The following is a 19,258-nucleotide window of genomic DNA, read 5'->3' on the forward strand; positions in this document are numbered from 1 at the left end:
CACTCTTGCCCGCGCCGACCGTCAACTCGGTCGATGCGCAGCGGTGGCACGGAGGAATGCGCGCCACTGGTCGGTGCCGTCGTCGACCGCCCCGGGGTGTTCGGTCCGCTCCAGCACGGACCTGGTGGCGTCGGCGGTCTCGTCGTTCCAGTCGCTGGAGATCTCGACCCGTTGACCCCAGACGTGATTGAGCATGCCCTGCACCGCCTGCACCTGCGACGGCGAGCGCTTGCTGAAGGTCGACAGCTGATCACCGGAGCGGCCGTTGTCGATGTGGATGTGGTTGTGATGGGTGGAGTTGTACAGGTAGGTCAGCACGTAGGCGAAGTGCAGGTGCAAGCTCGCGGCCAGGGCCCAGTAGCGGCTGCGGAAGTACTGCAACCGGGCGCCCGTGTAGTTCCTCCAGAGGTCGTATCGGCAGGACACCAGTACCTCGTTGCCCGCCACCAGCCGGGACAGGTCGAAGGCTCGGCCGGCGTCGTGCCAGGAGTCGCAGTTCGGTTCGCCGTCCAGCCAGGATCCGTACGTCCACACCTGATCCGGAGGCTTCGTCCCGGAGAGCTCGCGATAGTCGGACAGCCACCGTACGAGTTGGTCGTAGAAACCCCCGTCGAAACGGAAGCTGGTCGGCTTGCCGCTGATGTCGTACACCAGCCGAGCGTTGCCGAGGCGACTGTGCCGGCCGACTTGGCCGGTCGAGACGCAGTACGCACTGGGGGACGAGCCGCCTCCGGTGCTGCAGCCGGCGACTCCGGCGGCGATGGTGCCGAGGCCGAGCGCGAGCAAGGTTCGTCGGCGCAGCGGCATGAGCACACGATAGATAACCGGACCTGATCAGGCATCGGACGGCGGTCCGATCCGGATCAGACTTTCGGCGTCGATGCTGAAGTTGATCATGAACCACGAGGCCGGCGGCCCGCCCCGTCAAGAGCCTGACGACCGGGCTGTGTAATCTCCTGCCAAGCCCGGTGAGGAGAGTCATGGTTGAGCGAGCGAACGGTACCGACGCCGACACCGAGGATCGGATCGCGTACCAGACCCGGCGGCTGCAGCAGCTGCTTCGGCGGACCGGCGATGCCACGTTGCAGACCATTGGGCTGACGCTCGCTCAGTTCACCGTGTTGAAGATCATCGGCCGGAGCCAGGATGCGTCGTCGGCGCAGATCGCCCGGGAGTGCAACGTCAGCCGCCAGTCGCTGCAGGATCTGATCCGCACCTTGCGCGACCGGGGCTACATCCAGATCGCCGAGCAATCGCGGGGCGGCCGGTCGCTGCCGATCCGGATCACCCCGCAGGGCCGCACGGTGCTGCGCAAGGCTGATCGTGCGATGAGCCGGATCGAGGACCGGATGGTGGCCGGCATCAGTGAACGCGACGTCGATCGTACGGTGGAACTGCTTCGCCGCTGTGCGGAGAACCTGGACGCGGTCTGACCGGTCCGGTTCTGCTGCGGCGGGCCGCGCGGCTCGTGTCGGCGGGGCGGTTCGGCGTGCCGATTAGGCTGGCCCCGTGAGTGAGATCCCGATCGGTTCCCCGCCAGCGCCACCGGGGCGGCATGCCGCGCCCCAAGGCTGGTATCCGGATCCGGTCGACGGTTCCCGTGAGCGTTACTGGGATGGTTGGAGCTGGTCGCGGAACACTCGTCCGTCGGAGGCTGCCGGACCTGCCGGCCGCAACGTCGGCGGTGCGTACCCCGGTCATCCGGCCGGTCAGCAGCCCGGTCCCTACGGGGGACACGGCCAGGGCGGGTTCCAACAGGGCGGGGGATTCCAGCAGGGTGGCGGCTTTCAGCAAGGAGGCTTCCCGCAAGGTGGTTACGGCCGGCCCGGGTACGGGCAGCAGCAGCCGCATCCGCCGATCGGCCCGCAATCGCAGATCCCGGTCGCCGCGACCACAGCGGACGGGATGCCGCTGGCGGGTTGGGGCTGGCGTTGCCTGGCCGCGATCATCGATCTGATCTGCTACTCGATCCTGGCCACCGTCTTCGCCCTGCCGATCTACCTGAAAGTGCTGCCGGTGATCTCGCAGTACTTCGCCGAAACGGTCGCGGCCGCACAGACCGGCCGGCAGCCGCCGATGCTGACGCCGCAGGATCTGGCCATGTCGACTACCGACCAGCTACTGCTGACCGGGATCATGATCGTGGTCGGCATGCTGTACTTCGGTCTGTTCTGGCGTTATCTGCGCGCGACACCGGGGCACTTGATCTGTGGTCTGCGGGTGGTCGCTGTCGGCCCCGGCGCCGATCCCGAACGGCTGGGCTGGCAGCAGGCACTGATCCGTGCGTTGGTCTTCATCGTTCCGTTCGCCATCGGCAGCTACCTGCTGTTCTTCGTGGTGCTGAACGCGTTGATGCCACTCTGGAACGCCAACCGGCAAGCCATTCACGACATCGCCGCCAAGACCCAACTGGTCAAGATCAAATAGCTTGATCAACTGCGATGCTGCAGTCGTTCCAGCAGGAGTTCCGGCTGCGCCGTCCGAACCCGCTGCAGCCGGCGACGGATCCGCGCCACCTGCGGCTCGCCCCAAGATCGGGTTGTGTCGGCGTGATCATGATCGTCCGCGGCGAGGAGCCCGGCCGCCTCGCCGACGGCAGATCCGTCGATCAGGGCGTCCAGCGCCAGCAGCAGCCCGGTCAGTCGTCCGCCGGGCAGCCGATCGGCCACGAAACCCAGATCCGCTTCGACGAACGCGCTGAGCTGCTCGGCCACCTGGCGGGCGGGCGCCGACATCCGGATCAGTCCCTGCAGGCCGGCGGCCTCCACCTCGGCGACGGCGTCCTGCCAGCCGAATCCGTACGGGATCTCAACGTGTACAGCGATGTCCGGATCCAATTCCCGGGCCGCGGCGACGACCCGGGCCACGTTGCCGAGCAGATCGCCCGGGTCGCGCAGAGTGGTGTCCACGGCGCTGATTGCGAGCTGGTGCATGGATCGACCGGCCAGCGCGGTCAGTCCGCCCGCCCCGCCGGTGTTGATCACCGTCACCGGAATCGGCGGATCGGTGGTTGCGGCTGCGGCGCGGTCGATCGCGGCGAGCGTACGGTCCTCGACCACCAGGGTCGCGAGCGCATCGGCGGCCGACCCGGCCAGCAGGTGCCGGTGCCGGGTCAGCGCCGCTTCGACCGGGACCGGATCCGGGTCGAGCAGTACGGTGTCGTCGATCAGGTTGCTGAACAAGCTCATCGGCGGCAGCCTAACGCGTGCGTCCGGTCGTCCGGCCCGGTATCGTCGGTCGCGACGTCAGGAGGCTGACATGCGGACCTGGACTCCGGCCGAGGCGGATCGGCGACTGACGATGGTGCGGTCGGCGTGCCTGAGGCTGCCCGAGACCGGCGAACGGCCGAGCCATGCCGGTCCCGGATTCTTCATCCGGGGCAACAAGATGTTCGTCACCTTCCTCGATGACCATCACGACGACGGGCGGCTGGCGATCTGGTGCGCCGCACCTGAGGGCGTACAGCAGGAGATGATCGAGACCGAGCCGGAACGATTCTTCCGCCCGCCGTACGTCGGTCACCGCGGATGGCTCGGCGTCCACCTGCTCACCGTCGGTCAGGGCGAACTCGACGCGATCGCCCGCGAGGCGTACCGCTGCGTCGCGCCGAAGACGTTGATCAAGCAGCTCGACTCGGACAGCTCGACCGTTGATGATCACCGGTAGCTGCCGGGCGGCGGAGCCGGATCACTGCGGCGCCGGCAGCTCGCCTTCGGTGGCGACGCCGGCGGCGGCCCAGTCGGCGTGGGTGGTCTCGATCCGATCCGGCGCAACCGCGGCGGTGTAGTCCAGCAGCACGGTGGTAGTGAAGCCGGCCGCGGCCGCATCCAGCGCAGTGGCCCGGACACAGTAGTCGGTGGCGATACCCACCACGTCGACAAGATCGGCATCATGGCCGGAAAGCCAATCCTGCAAGGAATTCCCGTCCACGTCCTTGCCCTCGAAGCCGGAGTAGGCGGCCGCGTACTCACCCTTGTCGAACACCGCGGCGAAGTCGCGGAAGGTGAGTTGATCATGGAATTCGACTCCGTCGGTGCCGACCACACAGTGCGGCGGCCAGCTGTCGACGAAGTCGGGGTGATCGGAGAAGTGCGCCCCGGGGTCGATGTGATGATCGCGGGTCGCCAGCACCAGATCGTAGCCATGGTCACCGGCCAGCAACTCGCTGATCCTCGCCGCCGTCGCTGCACCGCCGGCGACCGCCAGCGAGCCACCCTCGCAGAAGTCCTTCTGCACATCGACAACGATCAATACGTGACTCATCCGCCCCATCCCTCTCCGAGTTGTCAGTCGGTGGTTTGGCTGTAACCAAAGCACCGACTGACAAGTCAGCTGAAGATCGTCTCGATCACCGGTTCGCCGCGGGACATCTTCAACGCGTCCAGCGGCAACTCTGCGCGGGCTGCCAGATGCCGATCACGAGCCGCATCCAACGGTTCCCGGCCGACGATCTTGCCGCCCTTCACCAACTGCACCAGCAGATCACGACCATGATCGACATCGGGTTCATGATCGATGCCGATCACCTCGGTCTGCGCGACACCGTGCTCGTCGAACCGCCGCCAGGCATACTTGCGGCCGCCGATCGTCGCCTTGGCGGTGCTGCGTTTGGCGACGTGGATCATCGGTGCATCCGGCTCGTCGGACACCGCCCGGGACACCATCTTGTAGACGAATCCGCAGGTCGGATGGCCGGATCCGGTGACCAGCGCCGTACCCACTCCGTAGCCGTCCACCGGAGCGCCGGCCAGCGCGGCGATCTGCCATTCGTCCAGATCGCTGGTGACGATGATCTTGGTCCGGGTCGCACCGAGCGAATCCAGCAGCGACCGTACGTGTTTGGCCAGGGCCGGCAGATCACCGGAGTCCAGCCGTACCGAGCCGATCCGGCCACCGGTCAACTCCACCGCCGTCCGCACCGCCTCGTCGACGTCGTAGGTGTCCACCAGCAGCGTGGTGTCCTCGCCGAGTGCCTTGATCTGGGCGGCGAAGGCGTCGCGTTCGTTGTCGTGCAGCAGGGTGAACGCGTGCGCGGCGGTGCCGATCGTCGGGACTCCGTACCGGCGGCCGGACTCCAGCGACGAGGTGCCGGTGAACCCGGCGATGTAGGCGGCCCGCGCGGCAGCCACCGCGGACAACTCCTGGGTCCGCCGGGCACCCATCTCCAGACACGGCCGGCCGTCGGCGACCGCGGTCATTCGCGATGCAGCCGAGGCGATCGCCGAATCGTGGTTGTAGATGCTGAGCAGCACGGTCTCCAGCAACACCGCCTCGGCGAAGGTGCTCTCCACGATCAGCAGCGGCGAGCCGGGGAAGTAGATGTCCCCCTCGGCATAGCCCCATATCTGGCCGCTGAACCGGAAATCGGCCAGCCAGTCCGCGGTCGGCTGGTCCACGATGTGGCGATCCAGCAGGAACTGCCGCGACTCGTCGTCGAAACGGAAGTGGGACAGCGCCCGCAGCGCCCGGCCGACGCCGGCAACCACGCCGTAGCGGCGGCCGTCGGGCAGCTTGCGCGGGAAGAGTTCGAAGATGCAGCGACGATTCGCGGTGCCGGACTGGAACGCCGCCCGCAGCATGGTCAACTCGTAATGGTCGGTGAGCAGCGCGGTGGTCGGCACCTCGCTCGGGCCCCAGGGCTCGAGCGGATCCGTCCTGGTCGTCGATCCCATCTCAGAACCGGTCACGGCCGCAGCCTACTGGTCCGGCAGTGCCGTGTTGCGGCGCCGAGTGTTCGGCCCTCGGCGGGGTCGCCGAGCCTGTCCGGCATCGCCAACTCGACGGTGCCCTGTAACCGCGGGATCCGATTTGCCAGAATGGGCCGCATGCCCGCAACCTCAGATCCTGTTCTGGCGCCCGCGGGCGGGACCGCGATCGAGGACCGCCCGATCGAGGAGTCGTACGACCTGACGCCCTGGGCGACCATCGTCTGGGACGACCCGGTCAACCTGATGTCGTACGTCGCCCACGTGTTTGCGACCTACTTCCACTACTCCAAGTCCAAGGCGCATCGGTTGATGATGGCCGTGCACACCGAGGGCAAGGCGATCGTCGCCACCGGAAGCCGCGAGGAGATGGAACGCGACGTGACGGCGATGCACGAGTACGGTCTGTGGGCGACGCTGGATCGGGCCGATTCCTGAGCTCTGGTACGGCGGCCGGAGCACGAGCACGACCAAACCGGACGAGCAACCACAAGACGAGCAACGGACAAGACCAGGGCGGACGCTGACTCATCGATGCACAGATTCAAGAAGCGCGGCGGAGTGATCAGCTCCGATCTCGAACCCGACGAGGTGCAGCTGCTGCAGTCCCTGGTCGGCGAGCTGATCGGACTGATCAACTCCGACCGGCCCGAGAAGGCGAATCCGCAGCCGGGCGACGATCCCTTCGCGGCCTGGGCCGCGGAGTTGGCCGACGACGGCCCGGTGGAGGCGCCCGAGGATCCGGTGCTGCGCCGGTTGCTGCCGGACGCCTACCCGCACGACCCGAAGGCGTCGGCGGAGTTCCGCCGGTTCACCGACCACAACCTGCGGCAGAAGAAGGTCTCCGACGCCGACGTCGTGCTCGGCCACCTGGCCGCGACCCGGGGCGGACAGGAACCGCTGCGGATCCCGGCCGATGCCGCCGGCCCCTGGCTGCGGACGTTGACCAGCGTCCGGCTGGCCGTGGCCGGTCGACTCGGCATCACCGACAACGAGAGCGCCGCGGCGCTGGGCGAGGTGCCCGACGACGACCCGCGCGCGTTCATGATCAGCGTGTACGACTGGCTCGGCTTCGCCCAGGAGACCCTGGTCTCGGCGCTCTGAGTTGATTCAGCGCAGCCACTCGGCGTTCGGCGCGGTGCGGCGGCCGAGCAGTTGCAACGCGGTGGCCCAGTCATCGGGTGCGGCCTCGGCGGGCTCTGTCGCAGCGACTGATGCGTCGAACGCCGTGGACGCTTCCGGGCGGGTGGCGATCTGCCGGGCGAAACCGAGGACGTCGGTGACCACGGCGTCGACGGGACGGTAACTGCGGCCGATGCTGCTGGCGATGTCCCAACCGTGTACGGCGGTGTCGAGCAGTTGCATCCGCAGCACCGTCGCCACCGGTAGCTTGCCGAATCCGGCCAGGTTGATGATCTTGTCCTGGTCCGCTGCCGTGGCTGCATCGAGCAGGCTCGAGGTCGCGCGTCGCCACTGTGCGGTGAGCCGATCGGAGTCGACGACCGCGGGGTCGAAGCTGGCGGGCGGGGCGTCACCGGTCGAGACGGCCTCGGTGAAGCCCGTCAGCTCGCCCAGCTGGTGGGCGAGCAGATCACGAAGATCCCAGTCCTGGCAGGGAGTCGGTCGGTCCAGATCCTGCGCGGTGATCGTCCCGGCGAGCTGGCACACCTTGATCAGTGTCTCTCGAAAAACCGTAAGCATGCGTAGATCGTAAACGACAGTAGATGATCAACCAAGGCTAATCTTCAGTCATGTCGCAACGTCCCGAGCTCGGCTACCTCTTCAACCGGCTGTTGACGACCGTGATCGAGCGGGAACTGCCGATCCTCGAGCGGCACGATCTGCAGATGTGGGAGTACGTGATCATGAACGCGCTGCGGCAGGGTGATGCGCCGACGCAGACGGAGCTGTCCGCGATCACCGGCCGGGACAAGACCCGGCTGATCCGCAATCTCGACGAGTTGGTCGAGGTGGGACTGGTGCGACGCGATTCCGACCCCCAGGACCGGCGCAATCGGGTGGTGTCCCTGACCGCCGAGGGGCGGCGGGTACTGCAGGCCTGTCGCAAGGACATCCGGGCGATGGAACGGGAGCTGCTGGCCGCGCTCCCGGCCGACGACCGAACCGTCTTCGAACGCGCTCTGGTCACCCTGGACCGCGAGCTGCCCCCGGCGCGTCGATCCCTGCCGAGGACCCGACGGTAGCCGCACCGTGAAGCGACTCCCGCACCCGATACCGCCGGGCCAGGGACACAGCCGCGCGCTAGCCTGCGTGTTTCACGCTGATCTTGGCGACACTGGGTCTGGATGCGCGAAAGTGCCTGTCCTGCTTGGAAGAATCCGGCTTGCGACGGTCGGACTATTCCAGTAGGGCGGGCACTTTGCAGGTGAAGCGTAGCAAGCGAGTCAGGGTCAGTGCGGATGGTCATGGCGTGGTGTCGCATGCCGGGATCGGTCTGTTGCGGGAGTTGGCCGTAGACACCGGCCTGGTCGATGGGATCACCGCGGCGTTGATCGACACCTATGACGGGCCGCCGGTGCATCCGCCGGGTCGGGTGTTCACAGATTTGGCGGTCGCGGTAGCCGACGGCGCGGACGCGATCAGCGGGATCAGTGTGTTGCGGGATCGGACCGATCTGTTCGGCCCGGTCGCTTCGATGCCGACGACCTGGCGGGTGTTGGACCGGATCGATGTTGATCATCTGGCCGCGGTTCGGCGGGCCCGGGCTGGGGCGCGGGAGGCGGCCTGGGCGGCCGGGGCCGGACCCGATCTGGCTTCGACGTTGGCGTTGGATTTCGACGCGTCGGTGTTGATCGCCCATTCGGAGAAGGAGAACGCGGCGGCGACCTGGAAACGCACGTTCGGGTTCCATCCGTTGTTGTGTTTCTTGGACCGGCCCGAGATCGCTTCCGGTGAAGCGTTGGCCGGGCTGCTGCGGCGCGGCAATGCCGGCTCCAACACTGCCGCCGACCACATCGCCGTGTTGGACATGGCATTGGCGAGCCTGCCCGAGCAGGCCCGGCCCCGGCCCGACGATCCGGACGGGCCGAGCCTGTTGGCCCGGTCCGACTCGGCCGGCGCGACCCATGATTTCGCCGCCGCGTGTGTCGAGCGGGGTCTGGAGTTCTCCTTCGGCTTCCCGATCGGCTTCAGCGTCCAGCAGATCGTGGACGCGATCCCCGAATCGTGCTGGATGCCCGCCCTGCAAGGCGATGACGGGCTCCGCGACGGCGCCTGGGTGGCCGAGGTCACCGACTGTGTGGACCTGTCGGGTTGGCCGGCCGGATCCAGGTTGATCCTGCGCAAGGAACGTCCCCATCCCGGTGCGCAACTGACCTTCGCCGATGCCGACGGGATGCGGATCACCGGATTCCTGACCAACACCGGCCCCGGTGTCGTGGCCGGACAGGCCGCCGGGCTGGAACTGCGACACCGCCAACACGCCCGCGTCGAGGACCGGATCCGCCAAGCCAAGGCCACCGGCCTGCGGAACCTGCCCTGCCACGGCTGGGACGAAAACGCCGCCTGGCTCGAAGTCGTGCTGACCGCGACCGACCTGATCTGCTGGACCAAACTGATCGTCTTCGCCGATCACCCCGACCTCGCTTCCTGCGAGATCGCCACCTTCCGCTACCGGATCCTGCACGTGGCCGCACGGATCACCCGCGGCGCCCGGCAAACATGGCTCCGGATCGACAAAACCTGGCGCTGGGCCGTCCACATCGCCGAAGGCTTCCACCGATTACGCGCCGCCTTCACCTGACCCGCCGCGACCCACCATCGCCCGACCCCAAGGACCCCGGAGAACCGCTACCGCAGCGCCACGCGAGACACTGCCACGCCCCAACACCCACCACAGCCACGACCAGCCACCGACCCCGACGACCATGATCAACTTCCCGCCACGTGAAAGAGGGAGGCTAGATCGACTGCCGCACCCGAAATTTCGGGTGCGGCGGCGATTCTTGCGCGCGGCTGATGGGGTGGCCGCCGGTCAGAGCTGCGACGTGAAGACCGTACGGCCGCCGGTGACCTCGAAGTCGTGATCGAGGCTGGGGGATGCCGTCCCGGACACGACCGTGGCACTCGCGCCGGGGATCCGGACCAGGGCGGTGCAGCCGGCCGGCACATCGACGGTCAGGGTGAACCGTCCGGACTGGTCGCGTTGCCAGCTCACCGCGGCCCGACCGCGGATCGTCTCGATCCCGTACGCGACGTGCTGCAGATCGCCGATCGGATGCGGTTGGACGATCATGGTCTGCCAGCCGTGATCACCGCAGCGCAGCCCGGCGACCTCCTCGAACAACCACTGCACCACGGTCCCGTGGAAATAGTGGTCGCGGGACCGTGCGGTGGTCTCCCACATCTCCCACATGGTGTCGGCCCCGTTGGCGAACCAGTAGCCCCAGCTCGGATAACTGGTCTGCCGGGCCACCCGCAGTGCAAGATCACCGTGTCCGTGATCGGTCAGCGCCTTCAATACCGTGTTGGCGCCGATGCAGCCGACGTTGAGATGGTCATCCCGCTCGGCGATGTCGGCGACCAGATGCTCGACCACGGCCGGTGCGTAGGCCCCCGGCACCAGGCCGAAGACCAGCGGGACCGCGTTGGAGGTCTGGCTGTAGACCGGGCCGACCACGTACTGGCCGCGTTCATGATCAAGGAATTTCGCGTTCATCGCGTCGGTGACCTGCTGCGCGGCCTGCAGCAGCCGCCGATGATCAGGTTGCTCACCGATCAGCAGGGCGAGCTCGGCACTGTCGCGCAGCGCACGGATCAGGAAACTGGACGCGGTCACACCCGAGTCGTCCGGACCGAGCCCGTGGGTGCCCGGCTGCAGGTAGTCGCCCAGTGCGGAGACCGCGCAGCCGTCGACCAGTTTGCCCAATTCCCAATCCAGGTAGCGAATCAGCGTCACCCAATGCCGCCGGACGAGGTCAAGATCACCGGTCCGACGGAACAGCTCCCGGAGCAGATGCGGATAGACCGTCGTCCACTCCGGGGCCGGTGCCAGCTCGGCAAACCCCCAACCGCCGGACGGCACGATCACCGGAATCGCCCCGTCCGGTCGCTGCGCGTCGGCAAGATCATCAAGCCACTTGATCATCACCCGGCGCAGGTCGAACAGGCTCAACATGCTGACCGTGCCGACCTGGGCGTCGCCGGTCCAGCCGTTCTTCTCATAGACCGGAGTGTCGGTCGGGATGTGATGCAGATTGTTCTCGATGGTCCGCGCCATCGCGCCGACGAAGGTCTGGAAAAGCTCTTCACTGCAAGCGAATTCGGCGATCCGTGCGATGTCGTTGTGCGCTGCGTACGCGGTCAGCGTGTCCTCCCGGGGAGGATGGCTCAGTCCGTCCAACTGCACATAACGGAAACCCTTGTAGCTGAACCGAGGCTCCCAGTACTGATCGGCCGCACCGTCGCCGACGTAGCTGTCGGTCTGGAACCGATCACCCGACACGTGCACGCTGTCCGGTGCGCAGCTGCCGTCGTCCTCGAGCTTCTCGGCGTAGATGATCTTGACCTCCGCGCCGCGCTGTTGATCACTGCGCAGCCCGACCCAGCCGGCGATCGTACGACCGAAGTCGGCCACCCAGGCGTCGCCGACTCGTTGCCAGCTCGGCCGGCCCTGCCAGGTCACCCGGATCGGTTCATGATCAACAGGCTGCAGCTCACCCTTCGGCGCGTCGGCCGGGACGGCCGAGGCCGCAGCGGGCAGCTCCAAGGTCGCGTCGTACGACTCACCCGCGTAGTAACAGTCGTAGGTGGTCCGGCCGAGGGTCGTCTGCCAACTCGGGTCGGTGCCGATGATCTTGGTCCGGCCGTCGGCCTGGTCGATCCGCAACTCCGCGATCGCCCGTAGCGGACCCGACCACGGCGCCTGATGCCAGCGCCAGACGTTCTCCGTCGGCACTGCGAAGAACCCTCGGCCCAGCGTGATGCTGATCCGGTGGGTGCCGGGCGTCAGCAGCGCGGTCACGTCGGTCGACACGTACAGCACGCGCCGATCGAAGTCGGTGAACGGCGGATCCAGTCGATGATCGTTGATCGGCAGGTCGTCGATCCGTACGTCCTGCAATCCCAGTCCGCAGACCGACAGCACCGCCGCGCGGATCGGTTCGGTGATCGTCACGTGGGTGAACAGGACCGGCGTCCGGTACTGATCCGCGTCCGACGGCGGCGGGGCACTGATCCACCGACCAACCTGGCCGAAGGTCTGATCGCCGGACGGGAGTGTGGTTCGGGTCGCGGCGTCGTCGCCGGGTTGCGCGGTCACCTGCAGGACGCTACCGGTCTCACAGTTCGGGCGGCGACCGGCCCGGTCTGCGGCGATGCCTACTCTGCAAGCGTGTTGAGGATCCCGCGTGACCAGGTCGACGAGATGATCGCGCACGCCCGCACCGATCACCCTGATGAAGCCTGTGGCGTGATCGTCGGCCCGGAAGGCTCGGATCAGCCGACTCGGCTGATCCGGATGACCAACGCCGAACGATCGCCGACGTTCTTCCGGTTCGACCCGCTCGAGCAACTCCAACTGGTCAAGGAACTTGACGCAGCAGACGAGGAGATCGTCGTCGTTTATCACAGCCACACCGCGACCGAGGCCTACCCGTCGCGGACCGACATCTCGTACGCCGCCGAGCCGCAGGCGCACTACCTGCTGGTCTCCACTGCCGAGTCCGGACGCGAGGAGGGCCCGGTGTCGGTGCGTTCCTATCGCATCCTCGACGGCCAGGTGAGTGAGGAAGAGATCGAGGTCCTTCGGCCGTGACGGCCCGAGGGACCCGAGGGAATAGCCGAGGCGGCCGGGAGGTTGCCGACCAAGAATTGCCGAACAGCCAACAGGAGTGAACAGATGGCGGTCGAAGTCAAGATTCCGACGATCCTGCGCACCTACACCGACGGGCAGAAGACCGTCAACAGCACCGGCAGCACGCTGGCCGAGGTGATCGACGACGTCGACAGCCGCCACCCGGGGCTGAAGGACCGCATCGTCGAGTCCGCCGGTCTGCGCCGATTCGTCAACGTGTACGTCAACGACGAGGACGTACGGTTCTCCGGCGGCCTGTCCGCCCCGATCGCCGACGACGACGTCGTGGTGGTCCTGCCGGCCGTGGCCGGCGGCGCCCACTGACGCCTACGGTCTCGACATCGTGACCCGCTACGCATCGCTGGCCGACTCGGTCGGGCACACCCCGCTGGTCGGGCTGCCCAGGTTGTCGCCGAGCACGAGCGTCCGGCTGTGGGCGAAACTGGAGGATCGCAATCCGACCGGTTCGATCAAGGACCGGGCGGCGCTGAACATGATCAACGTCGCCGAGGCGGACGGACTGCTGTCGCCCGGTGCGACGATCCTGGAGCCGACCAGCGGCAACACCGGGATCTCGCTGGCGATGGCGGCCAAGCTGAAGGGCTACCGGCTGATCTGCGTGATGCCGGAGAACACCAGCGCCGAACGCAAGCAACTGCTGGCGATGTGGGGTGCCGAGGTGGTCTCCTCCCCGGCCGCGGGCGGATCCAACGAGGCCGTCCGGGTCGCCAAGAAGCTGAGTGAGGAACATCCGGACTGGGTGATGCTCTACCAGTACGGCAATCCGGCCAACGCCGAGGCGCATTACCTCGGCACCGGCCCGGAGATCTTGGAGGATCTGCCGGAGGTGACGCACGTGGTTGCCGGGCTGGGCACCACCGGCACCCTGATGGGCATCGGCCGGTTCCTGGCCGAGAAGAAGCCCGGGGTCAAGATCATCGCCGCCGAGCCGCGGTACGGCGAGTTGGTCTACGGCTTGCGCAATCTGGACGAGGGCTTCGTGCCGGAGCTGTACGACGATTCCTTGATCAGTTCACGCTTCTCGGTCGGTTCCCGTGACGCGGTCCGTCGGGTGCGGGAGTTGCTGGAGCGGGAAGGGATCTTCGCCGGTCTGTCCACTGGCGCGATCGTGCATGCCGCGATGGCTCAAGCTGCCAAGGCCCACAAGGCGGGCGAGTCCGCCGACATCGTGTTGATCATCGCCGACGGCGGCTGGAAGTACCTGTCCACCGGTGCGTATGCCGCCGACCTCGACGAGGTCGAGGAGCACCTGGACACCCAGGTCTGGGCCTGACCCCCCTTGCACGGCACCGTACGGGCTGTGATGATCGCGCTATGAGCGACAGTGACGCGGGAATGGTGATCGTCGGCGGCGGACTGGGCGGGGTCCGGGCGATCGAGGAACTACGGAATCAGGGCTACCAGGGTTCGATCACCCTGGTCGCGGCCGAGTCGAAGCTTCCGTACGAGCGGCCGGTGCTTTCCAAGGGCTACCTGCTCGGCAACGAACCGTTGGAGTCCGCGTTCGTTCATGATCAACAGTGGTTCGATGATCATCGGGTCGAGGTCGTGCTCGACGACCCGGCGGTCTCGATCGATCGTGATCAGCACCAGGTGAGCACCGCGTCGGGCCACACGATCGGCTACCACAAACTGTTGCTGGCAACCGGATCGGCGCCGCGCAAGCTGCCGCTGCCGGGGGCCGATGCCGACGGTGTCTACACCCTGCGCAACGTCGGCGACGCGGAGAAGATCAAGGCGGTGATCGAGTCCGGCGGCCCGTTGGTGATCATCGGCGGCGGCTGGATCGGTCTCGAGGTCGCGGCCGCGGCACGCGAGCACGGCGTCGAGGTGACCGTGCTGGAGGCCGCCGAGGAACCGCTGCTCGCGGTGATGGGGACCGAGGTGGCCAAGGTGTTCGCCGGCCTGCATCGTGAGCACGGCGTCAACCTGATCACCGGCGCGAAGGTGCAGGAGTTGATCACCGCGGACGGCCGGGTGACCGCGGTCCGCAGCGCCGACGCTGAGCACCCGGCGGCGGCGGTGATCATGGGCGTCGGGGCCGCACCGCGGCTGGACCTGGCCACCGACGCCGGGCTCGAAGTTGATCATGGTGTGCTGACCGACGCGTCGCTGCGCACCACCGACCCGGACGTGTACGCGGTCGGCGACATCGCCGCCGTCGACCATCCGCTGATCGACGGCCGGGTCCGGGTCGAGCACTGGGCCTGGGCCAACGACGGCGGTCCGGTGGCCGCCCGGGCGATGCTCGGCCAGGACGCGACCATGGACTTCCTGCCGTTCTTCTTCACCGACCAGTACGACCTCGGGATGGAGTACATCGGCTACCTGCCGCCGCACAGCGACGCCCGGGTCGAGCTGCGCGGCGACGTGCCGGGCCGCGCGTTCGCGGCGTACTGGATTGTCCAGGACAAGGTGGTGGCCGGCATGCACGTCAACCTGTGGGACACCGGCATCGATCCGATCAAGGAGATCGTGCTGTCCGGCGACCCGTCCCGGATCGCGTGAGCAACACAAAGCGGTAAGAATGTCGGAGCAGATAGCCCGAACCCCCACAAAACAAGGGGTTAGGGCCATCTGCTCCTACGTTTACCCGCTAGCGCAGTGCGAGCGAGCGGCTGATGATGCCGTTCAGATCGGTCTGATCGATCAGGCCGACCACATTGCCTGCTTCGGGCCCGTACGCGGCCACCCGCAGCTGGGTGCCGGTGTGCTGTTGACTGCCGCCGGCCTCGGCGGTGTTGTAGGAGACAACCATCTCCGAGCCCTCGCGGGTCTTCAGCTTGGTGGTCAGCCCAGGGGTGTTGCCGTCCACGATCTGGCTGGTGTGGGCGTGGTCTGCGGTGACGATCACCAGCGTGTGGCCGTCCTTCTCGGCGAACTGCAACGCCTTCTGCACGGCCAGGTCGAGTTGTTCGGTCTCACCGATCTGCCCGCACGCGTTGGCGGCGTGGTCCTGCTTGTCGATCGAGGCGCTCTCCACCTGCAGGAAGAAGCCGTTCTTCTTGCCGGCCTTGTTGCCGGACAGCAGGTTGATCGCCTTGTTGGTCATCGCCGGCAGCGCCGGCACCTGGGCGAAGTCGGGGTTGCGGGTGCAGGTCTGGGCTGCCTCGAGCGCGCCGCCGTGGGTGGCCGTGGACGGGGCGAACTTGACCGGCATGTTGCCCGGCGCCATCACCGCCAGCAGCGGCCGGTCCTGATCGGCGCTGCGTACGCCGGCCAGTGACTCCTTGTCGGTGACGTAGTTGTAGCCGCGTCGCTTGGCCTGCGCGGCCAAAGTCTGACCCTTCCACTTGCCGGCCTTGGCGACCTCGTCGAAGGTGGCCGAGCCGCCGCCGATGGTGACGTCGGGCCGGGTCTTCAGCAGTTGTTCGGTGATCGAGCCGGAGCCGCCGTTCTCCAACGCGTCCTCGGGGCAGGTCTTGCTGGTCGCCTCGGGTCCGTAGCAGGAGCGGGAGCTGACGTGCGCAACCTGGACCGCCGGGGTGGCGTCCTGGATCTCGGAGGTGGTGACGTCGCCGGTGGCGAAGCCCTTCTTCTTGGCCAGCTCCAGCAACGTCTTGTGCGACTTGCCGAACCGGTCGACGCTGATCGCCCCGTCGTAGCTCTTGGTGCCGGTGGCCCAGGCGGTGCCGGTGGCGGCCGAGTCCGGGGTGTAGTCCGGCAGGCCGGTGTCCTTGTTCACGCTGTAGTGGGTCATCTGGCCGGTCAGCGGCAGCGCGTCGATGCCCTTGAAGGCACCGCCGGCGCCCTCAAGGTAGTTGCGAGCGACGGTGATCTCCGAGTCGCCCATTCCGTCGCCGATGAACAAGATCACGTTGCGGACCTTGCCGGACTTCAGCGAGTTGCGGATGAGCTGGGTCTGGTCGCCGTCCAGGCGGGCGGCGCCGCCGGGCTTGTCGACCTTGCCCTGGGCGACCCGGTTCAGCAGCGGCAGCGAACCGCCGGTCGCCGAGGCGACGGAGGCGCCGAGCGAGCAGGCCAGCGCCAGCGCGCCGACGGCTGCGATCCGACGACGTACGGTCCGCCTGCGGGCGGATTCGGAAGTTGTGGACATGTAGCGATTTCCCCTTTGATCATGACGGTGGGAACGGTCGGTCCGACCGTTTCGCCACCAGGTGGATCCGGGGTGACGCTTGGGCAGCGGGGGCGTGAATGCTGCGGAACCGATTCGGAGTCCGGTCTCCCGGACTCGCGAACACGATCACCCGCTGATGGAGGCCGCAGGGCCGATTTCGGGCCGGACGGGCGAATGCGCGGGCGATCGTGTTCGCGGCCGGCCGAAGGGCTACCGATCTGCGGCGTCGCCGGCCGGCTGATCGCCGGTGTCGGTGTCCAGACCCTGGACCTGCATCCGGACCGAGGTGGCCAGCGAGGCGAGGGCGCCGTCGATCAACTCCAGATCCCGCAGCGCCAGTTGCCGCGGCGTGGTGACGTCCTGATCGTCGAGCTCGCCGGCGACCCGGTCGAACAGCGATGCCGAACGCAGGTACACCCGTTGCTCGAAGTCGCGATGCTGCAGCGCCTCGCTGATCTCACCGCCCGAGGTCGCGAGCAGCCGGGTGGCGGTGCCGAGGTGATCGCCGATCTCGTCCGGCAGCGGGGTGCTCAGCGCGGTGTCCAGGACCAGGTTGCGGGCGTAGTAGCGAGACGCGGTGGCGGCGTACCAGAACTGGGCCCGCAGCCCCGCCCCCGCGGCACCGGGCAGCCGGACCCGGGTCGGTGAGGTGGCGGACTCCAGAGCCTGGTAGGCGACGTCGAGCCGGCGCGCTGCTGCCCGCAGTTCCTGATCATCACCGGCCGTACGGAGTCGCTGCACGGCAAGATCAACAACCTCCAGCAGCGCCTCCAGCTGGCCGCGGGTGGCGACGGCGACGACCTGCCGGGTCCGTACCGGTAGCACGAACGCGACGGTGAGCGCCGCGATGCTGGCGCCGACCGCGGTCTCGGCCAGCCGCAGCAACAGCAATCCGGTGGAGAATTCGTGCAGCTGGACGTAGAGCTGCGACAGCATCACCGTGATGCCGGTGACCATGAACGCATAGCTGACCCGCAGCAGATAGACGCCGAAGAACAACGACAGCAGGATCACCACGATGGAGACCGCGGTGTTGTTGCCGATCACGTGGGCCAGCAGGACACCGACGAATACGCCGATCACCGTACCCACCACCCGCAGCACGCCCTTGCGGATCTGTTCGGTGGCGTTGTGCGCGCCGAGGAAGGTGACGAAGGTGGCGATCACCGCCCAGTAGAACCGGGTCGGCGACACCACGCTGCCGATCACGATCGCGGCGGTGACCGAGACCACCAGCTGGATGGTGACTCGTTCGTACGGTTCCAGCCGGGCCCGGTCCAACCAGTTGGCGCCGCGTTCGGTGGAAGCGGTGGCGCTGACCTGCTGCGATCCCGGCAGCCACGGCCCGGACAGCTCGACGGCCGAGTCGAATGCGGCCGCATCGGGCAGGAAGTGCGGTTCCGGTTGATCATGAACCGACCTGGCCACCTCCGCATAACCGATCACCGAGGTGGTGAATCGGTGCAGCACGATCTGGGTGGTTCTGGACAGTCGGGTCTGCTGCTCCAGTTCCGCACGCCGGGCCGAGTCCTGCTGGCGGCCGGCGGCCTGCAGCCAGTGCCGGATCTCCGCCGCGGCCGCCTCGGCCCTGGCCTCGTCGTTGTCGCGGGCGGCCCGCAGCGCGTCGCGGATCCTGTCCAGCAGGTAGTCCGGCAGCTGGCTGGTCGACAGACGTTCGGCGAAGCGAGCGGTGTTGGTCAGCGTCAACTCGGCGTCGAACACCCGCTGATGCAGCGCGGCCGCGGTGGCACCCTTGGGCAGCGCCGCCGGGTCGGCGAGCTGGCCGTCGATCATCAGCGCGGTCTCGTTCAGCCGGATCAGCAGCCGATACAGCCGGCGGATCTTGCCCTGGTCGCCCGGGTCGTCGAGTAGGTCCAGGGCGGCCGCCGCGACCTGACTGGACCGGACCCGGAACGATCGCCGCATCCGCCGCAGCGCACTGCGTCGGCTGGGGTAGAAGAGGGTGAACTGGGAGATGATCGACACCGCGGAGCCGATGCAGACGATCAGCACCAGAGCGCCGATGTCGGCAATGCTGATCACCCGGGACAGGAAGAAGCCGAAGAAGTCGCCCATGAAGAGCAGCTGACCGGCGAAGAATCCGCGCGGCCCGAAGCGGCGCAGATAGCCGAAGGCGGCCAGCACCGCCACCATCGAGCCGACCGCGATCAGGTGATGCGGCGCCAGCGCGAGTCCGAGCGACAGGCCGGCGAGCATCGGCACCGGCGCCAGCGCCAGCGCGCCGAGCACGCTCAGCGGGGTGGAGAACTGCGGTCCGATGAAGCTGGACACCATGCAGACCACCGCACCGCACATGATCGCCAACACGGTCGCCGCGTGATGCTGGGCGGCGATCGCGGCGGCCTGTTCTGCCGTCAGGTGTCCCGGCGGGACCGGGACCTGGAGGGCTCCGGTGAAGCGCACCAGCAGCCACTCGCACAGCATCGCGGCCGCGATCGAGGCGACCGCCTGGCCGGCCGTACGGAGCCGGTTGAGGCCGGGATCGGAAGCAAGGAAGCGTTCCCACCACTCGTACGGCAGCCGGGTCGCGCCGGCGGGCGGTGGCGGGGCCGGTGCGGCCGGTGCGATCCCCGCGCTCACGCCGGCCGAGGGTGACTGTCGAGACCGGATGTCGCCATA

At 67.7% G+C, this 19,258-nt stretch carries 19 protein-coding genes; 11 read left to right on the forward strand and 8 right to left on the reverse strand.

Annotated features, from left to right (window positions below):
• Positions 1 to 21 precede the first annotated feature (21 nt).
• Positions 22 to 807 (reverse strand): hypothetical protein, encoded by a 786-nt coding sequence (locus FOE78_RS07585; protein WP_143985744.1) that lies wholly within the window; start codon positions 805 to 807, stop codon positions 22 to 24.
• A gap of 173 nt (positions 808 to 980) precedes the next feature.
• On the opposite strand from FOE78_RS07585, the gene FOE78_RS07590 reads away from it, so the two are divergent.
• Together FOE78_RS07590 and FOE78_RS07595 are read left to right on the forward strand one after the other, a co-directional pair.
• Positions 981 to 1,433 carry a MarR family winged helix-turn-helix transcriptional regulator gene (locus tag FOE78_RS07590; protein WP_143985745.1) on the forward strand — a complete coding sequence of 151 codons (453 nt, stop codon included), beginning with the start codon at positions 981 to 983 and terminating at the stop codon, positions 1,431 to 1,433.
• Positions 1,434 to 1,509: 76 nt separating this feature from the next.
• Positions 1,510 to 2,427 carry an RDD family protein gene (locus tag FOE78_RS07595; RefSeq protein ID WP_143985746.1) on the forward strand — a complete coding sequence of 306 codons (918 nt, stop codon included), beginning with the start codon at positions 1,510 to 1,512 and terminating at the stop codon, positions 2,425 to 2,427.
• Positions 2,428 to 2,432: 5 nt separating this feature from the next.
• On the opposite strand, the gene FOE78_RS07600 is transcribed toward FOE78_RS07595, so the two are convergent.
• A complete protein-coding gene (locus FOE78_RS07600; RefSeq protein ID WP_143985747.1) occupies positions 2,433 to 3,188 on the reverse strand; it encodes a hypothetical protein in 756 nt (251 codons plus the stop codon).
• Positions 3,189 to 3,258: 70 nt separating this feature from the next.
• On the opposite strand from FOE78_RS07600, the gene FOE78_RS07605 reads away from it, so the two are divergent.
• Entirely contained in the window at positions 3,259 to 3,666 is a 408-nt protein-coding gene (locus FOE78_RS07605; RefSeq protein ID WP_143985748.1) for an MmcQ/YjbR family DNA-binding protein, read from the forward strand.
• Positions 3,667 to 3,687: 21 nt separating this feature from the next.
• Here FOE78_RS07605 and FOE78_RS07610 read toward each other — a convergent pair whose 3' ends face one another.
• Both FOE78_RS07610 and FOE78_RS07615 read right to left on the reverse strand, forming a co-directional pair.
• Positions 3,688 to 4,263, reverse strand: coding sequence for an isochorismatase family protein (locus FOE78_RS07610; RefSeq protein ID WP_143985749.1), 576 nt, complete (start codon positions 4,261 to 4,263; stop codon positions 3,688 to 3,690).
• Positions 4,264 to 4,328: 65 nt separating this feature from the next.
• Positions 4,329 to 5,672 (reverse strand): nicotinate phosphoribosyltransferase, encoded by a 1,344-nt coding sequence (locus FOE78_RS07615; protein ID WP_143988667.1) that lies wholly within the window; start codon positions 5,670 to 5,672, stop codon positions 4,329 to 4,331.
• A 144-nt stretch (positions 5,673 to 5,816) separates the two neighbouring features.
• Between FOE78_RS07615 and clpS the strand changes: the two genes are divergently transcribed.
• Both clpS and FOE78_RS07625 read left to right on the forward strand, forming a co-directional pair.
• The gene (gene clpS / locus FOE78_RS07620) at positions 5,817 to 6,143 is read left to right on the forward strand and encodes an ATP-dependent Clp protease adapter ClpS (protein ID WP_168207417.1); all 327 of its coding nucleotides are present in this window, start codon (positions 5,817 to 5,819) and stop codon (positions 6,141 to 6,143) included.
• Between the two features lie 96 nt (positions 6,144 to 6,239).
• On the forward strand, positions 6,240 to 6,809 hold the full coding sequence (locus tag FOE78_RS07625; RefSeq protein WP_143985751.1) for a DUF2017 domain-containing protein: 570 nt from the start codon (positions 6,240 to 6,242) through the stop codon (positions 6,807 to 6,809).
• Between the two features lie 6 nt (positions 6,810 to 6,815).
• Here the strand turns inward: FOE78_RS07625 and FOE78_RS07630 are convergent, their stop codons facing one another.
• On the reverse strand, positions 6,816 to 7,406 hold the full coding sequence (locus FOE78_RS07630; protein WP_143985752.1) for a TIGR03086 family metal-binding protein: 591 nt from the start codon (positions 7,404 to 7,406) through the stop codon (positions 6,816 to 6,818).
• A gap of 50 nt (positions 7,407 to 7,456) precedes the next feature.
• On the opposite strand from FOE78_RS07630, the gene FOE78_RS07635 reads away from it, so the two are divergent.
• The gene (locus FOE78_RS07635; RefSeq protein WP_143985753.1) at positions 7,457 to 7,909 is read left to right on the forward strand and encodes a MarR family winged helix-turn-helix transcriptional regulator; all 453 of its coding nucleotides are present in this window, start codon (positions 7,457 to 7,459) and stop codon (positions 7,907 to 7,909) included.
• A gap of 176 nt (positions 7,910 to 8,085) precedes the next feature.
• Entirely contained in the window at positions 8,086 to 9,468 is a 1,383-nt protein-coding gene (locus FOE78_RS07640; RefSeq protein WP_143985022.1) for an IS1380 family transposase, read from the forward strand.
• Positions 9,469 to 9,699: 231 nt separating this feature from the next.
• Here the strand turns inward: FOE78_RS07640 and FOE78_RS07645 are convergent, their stop codons facing one another.
• Positions 9,700 to 11,985, reverse strand: coding sequence for an alpha-L-rhamnosidase (locus FOE78_RS07645; protein ID WP_168207418.1), 2,286 nt, complete (start codon positions 11,983 to 11,985; stop codon positions 9,700 to 9,702).
• Positions 11,986 to 12,057: 72 nt separating this feature from the next.
• Here FOE78_RS07645 and FOE78_RS07650 point away from each other — a divergent pair, with 72 nt between their 5' ends.
• The 4 genes from FOE78_RS07650 (at position 12,058) to FOE78_RS07665 (ending at position 15,048) form a co-directional block, all read left to right on the forward strand.
• The gene (locus FOE78_RS07650; RefSeq protein ID WP_143985755.1) at positions 12,058 to 12,480 is read left to right on the forward strand and encodes a Mov34/MPN/PAD-1 family protein; all 423 of its coding nucleotides are present in this window, start codon (positions 12,058 to 12,060) and stop codon (positions 12,478 to 12,480) included.
• Positions 12,481 to 12,564: 84 nt separating this feature from the next.
• On the forward strand, positions 12,565 to 12,843 hold the full coding sequence (locus tag FOE78_RS07655; RefSeq protein ID WP_143985756.1) for a MoaD/ThiS family protein: 279 nt from the start codon (positions 12,565 to 12,567) through the stop codon (positions 12,841 to 12,843).
• A 19-nt stretch (positions 12,844 to 12,862) separates the two neighbouring features.
• Complete coding sequence (locus FOE78_RS07660; RefSeq protein WP_143985757.1) at positions 12,863 to 13,813, forward strand: PLP-dependent cysteine synthase family protein; 951 nt, start codon at positions 12,863 to 12,865, stop codon at positions 13,811 to 13,813.
• A 41-nt stretch (positions 13,814 to 13,854) separates the two neighbouring features.
• Entirely contained in the window at positions 13,855 to 15,048 is a 1,194-nt protein-coding gene (locus FOE78_RS07665) for an NAD(P)/FAD-dependent oxidoreductase (RefSeq protein WP_143985758.1), read from the forward strand.
• Between the two features lie 88 nt (positions 15,049 to 15,136).
• Here FOE78_RS07665 and phoA read toward each other — a convergent pair whose 3' ends face one another.
• Positions 15,137 to 16,597 carry an alkaline phosphatase gene (phoA, locus tag FOE78_RS07670; RefSeq protein ID WP_143985759.1) on the reverse strand — a complete coding sequence of 487 codons (1,461 nt, stop codon included), beginning with the start codon at positions 16,595 to 16,597 and terminating at the stop codon, positions 15,137 to 15,139.
• Positions 16,598 to 16,828: 231 nt separating this feature from the next.
• Positions 16,829 to 19,219 carry an FUSC family protein gene (locus FOE78_RS07675; protein ID WP_143985760.1) on the reverse strand — a complete coding sequence of 797 codons (2,391 nt, stop codon included), beginning with the start codon at positions 19,217 to 19,219 and terminating at the stop codon, positions 16,829 to 16,831.
• Positions 19,220 to 19,258: the final 39 nt, after the last annotated feature.

Source organism: Microlunatus elymi (assembly GCF_007362775.1).
Lineage (GTDB): Bacteria > Actinomycetota > Actinomycetes > Propionibacteriales > Propionibacteriaceae > Microlunatus > Microlunatus elymi.

What these genes read in the sequence shown, in the direction of transcription:
- FOE78_RS07585 (WP_143985744.1), bottom strand. Translation starts at nt 807, where the DNA reads ATGCCGCTGCGCCGACGAACCTTGCTCGCGCTCGGCCTCGGCACCATC.
- FOE78_RS07590 (WP_143985745.1), top strand. Translation starts at nt 981, where the DNA reads ATGGTTGAGCGAGCGAACGGTACCGACGCCGACACCGAGGATCGGATC.
- FOE78_RS07600 (WP_143985747.1), bottom strand. Translation starts at nt 3,188, where the DNA reads ATGAGCTTGTTCAGCAACCTGATCGACGACACCGTACTGCTCGACCCG.
- FOE78_RS07605 (WP_143985748.1), top strand. Translation starts at nt 3,259, where the DNA reads ATGCGGACCTGGACTCCGGCCGAGGCGGATCGGCGACTGACGATGGTG.
- FOE78_RS07610 (WP_143985749.1), bottom strand. Translation starts at nt 4,263, where the DNA reads ATGAGTCACGTATTGATCGTTGTCGATGTGCAGAAGGACTTCTGCGAG.
- FOE78_RS07615 (WP_143988667.1), bottom strand. Translation starts at nt 5,672, where the DNA reads ATGGGATCGACGACCAGGACGGATCCGCTCGAGCCCTGGGGCCCGAGC.
- clpS (WP_168207417.1), top strand. Translation starts at nt 5,817, where the DNA reads ATGGGCCGCATGCCCGCAACCTCAGATCCTGTTCTGGCGCCCGCGGGC.
- FOE78_RS07625 (WP_143985751.1), top strand. Translation starts at nt 6,240, where the DNA reads ATGCACAGATTCAAGAAGCGCGGCGGAGTGATCAGCTCCGATCTCGAA.
- FOE78_RS07630 (WP_143985752.1), bottom strand. Translation starts at nt 7,406, where the DNA reads ATGCTTACGGTTTTTCGAGAGACACTGATCAAGGTGTGCCAGCTCGCC.
- FOE78_RS07635 (WP_143985753.1), top strand. Translation starts at nt 7,457, where the DNA reads ATGTCGCAACGTCCCGAGCTCGGCTACCTCTTCAACCGGCTGTTGACG.
- FOE78_RS07655 (WP_143985756.1), top strand. Translation starts at nt 12,565, where the DNA reads ATGGCGGTCGAAGTCAAGATTCCGACGATCCTGCGCACCTACACCGAC.
- FOE78_RS07665 (WP_143985758.1), top strand. Translation starts at nt 13,855, where the DNA reads ATGAGCGACAGTGACGCGGGAATGGTGATCGTCGGCGGCGGACTGGGC.
- phoA (WP_143985759.1), bottom strand. Translation starts at nt 16,597, where the DNA reads ATGTCCACAACTTCCGAATCCGCCCGCAGGCGGACCGTACGTCGTCGG.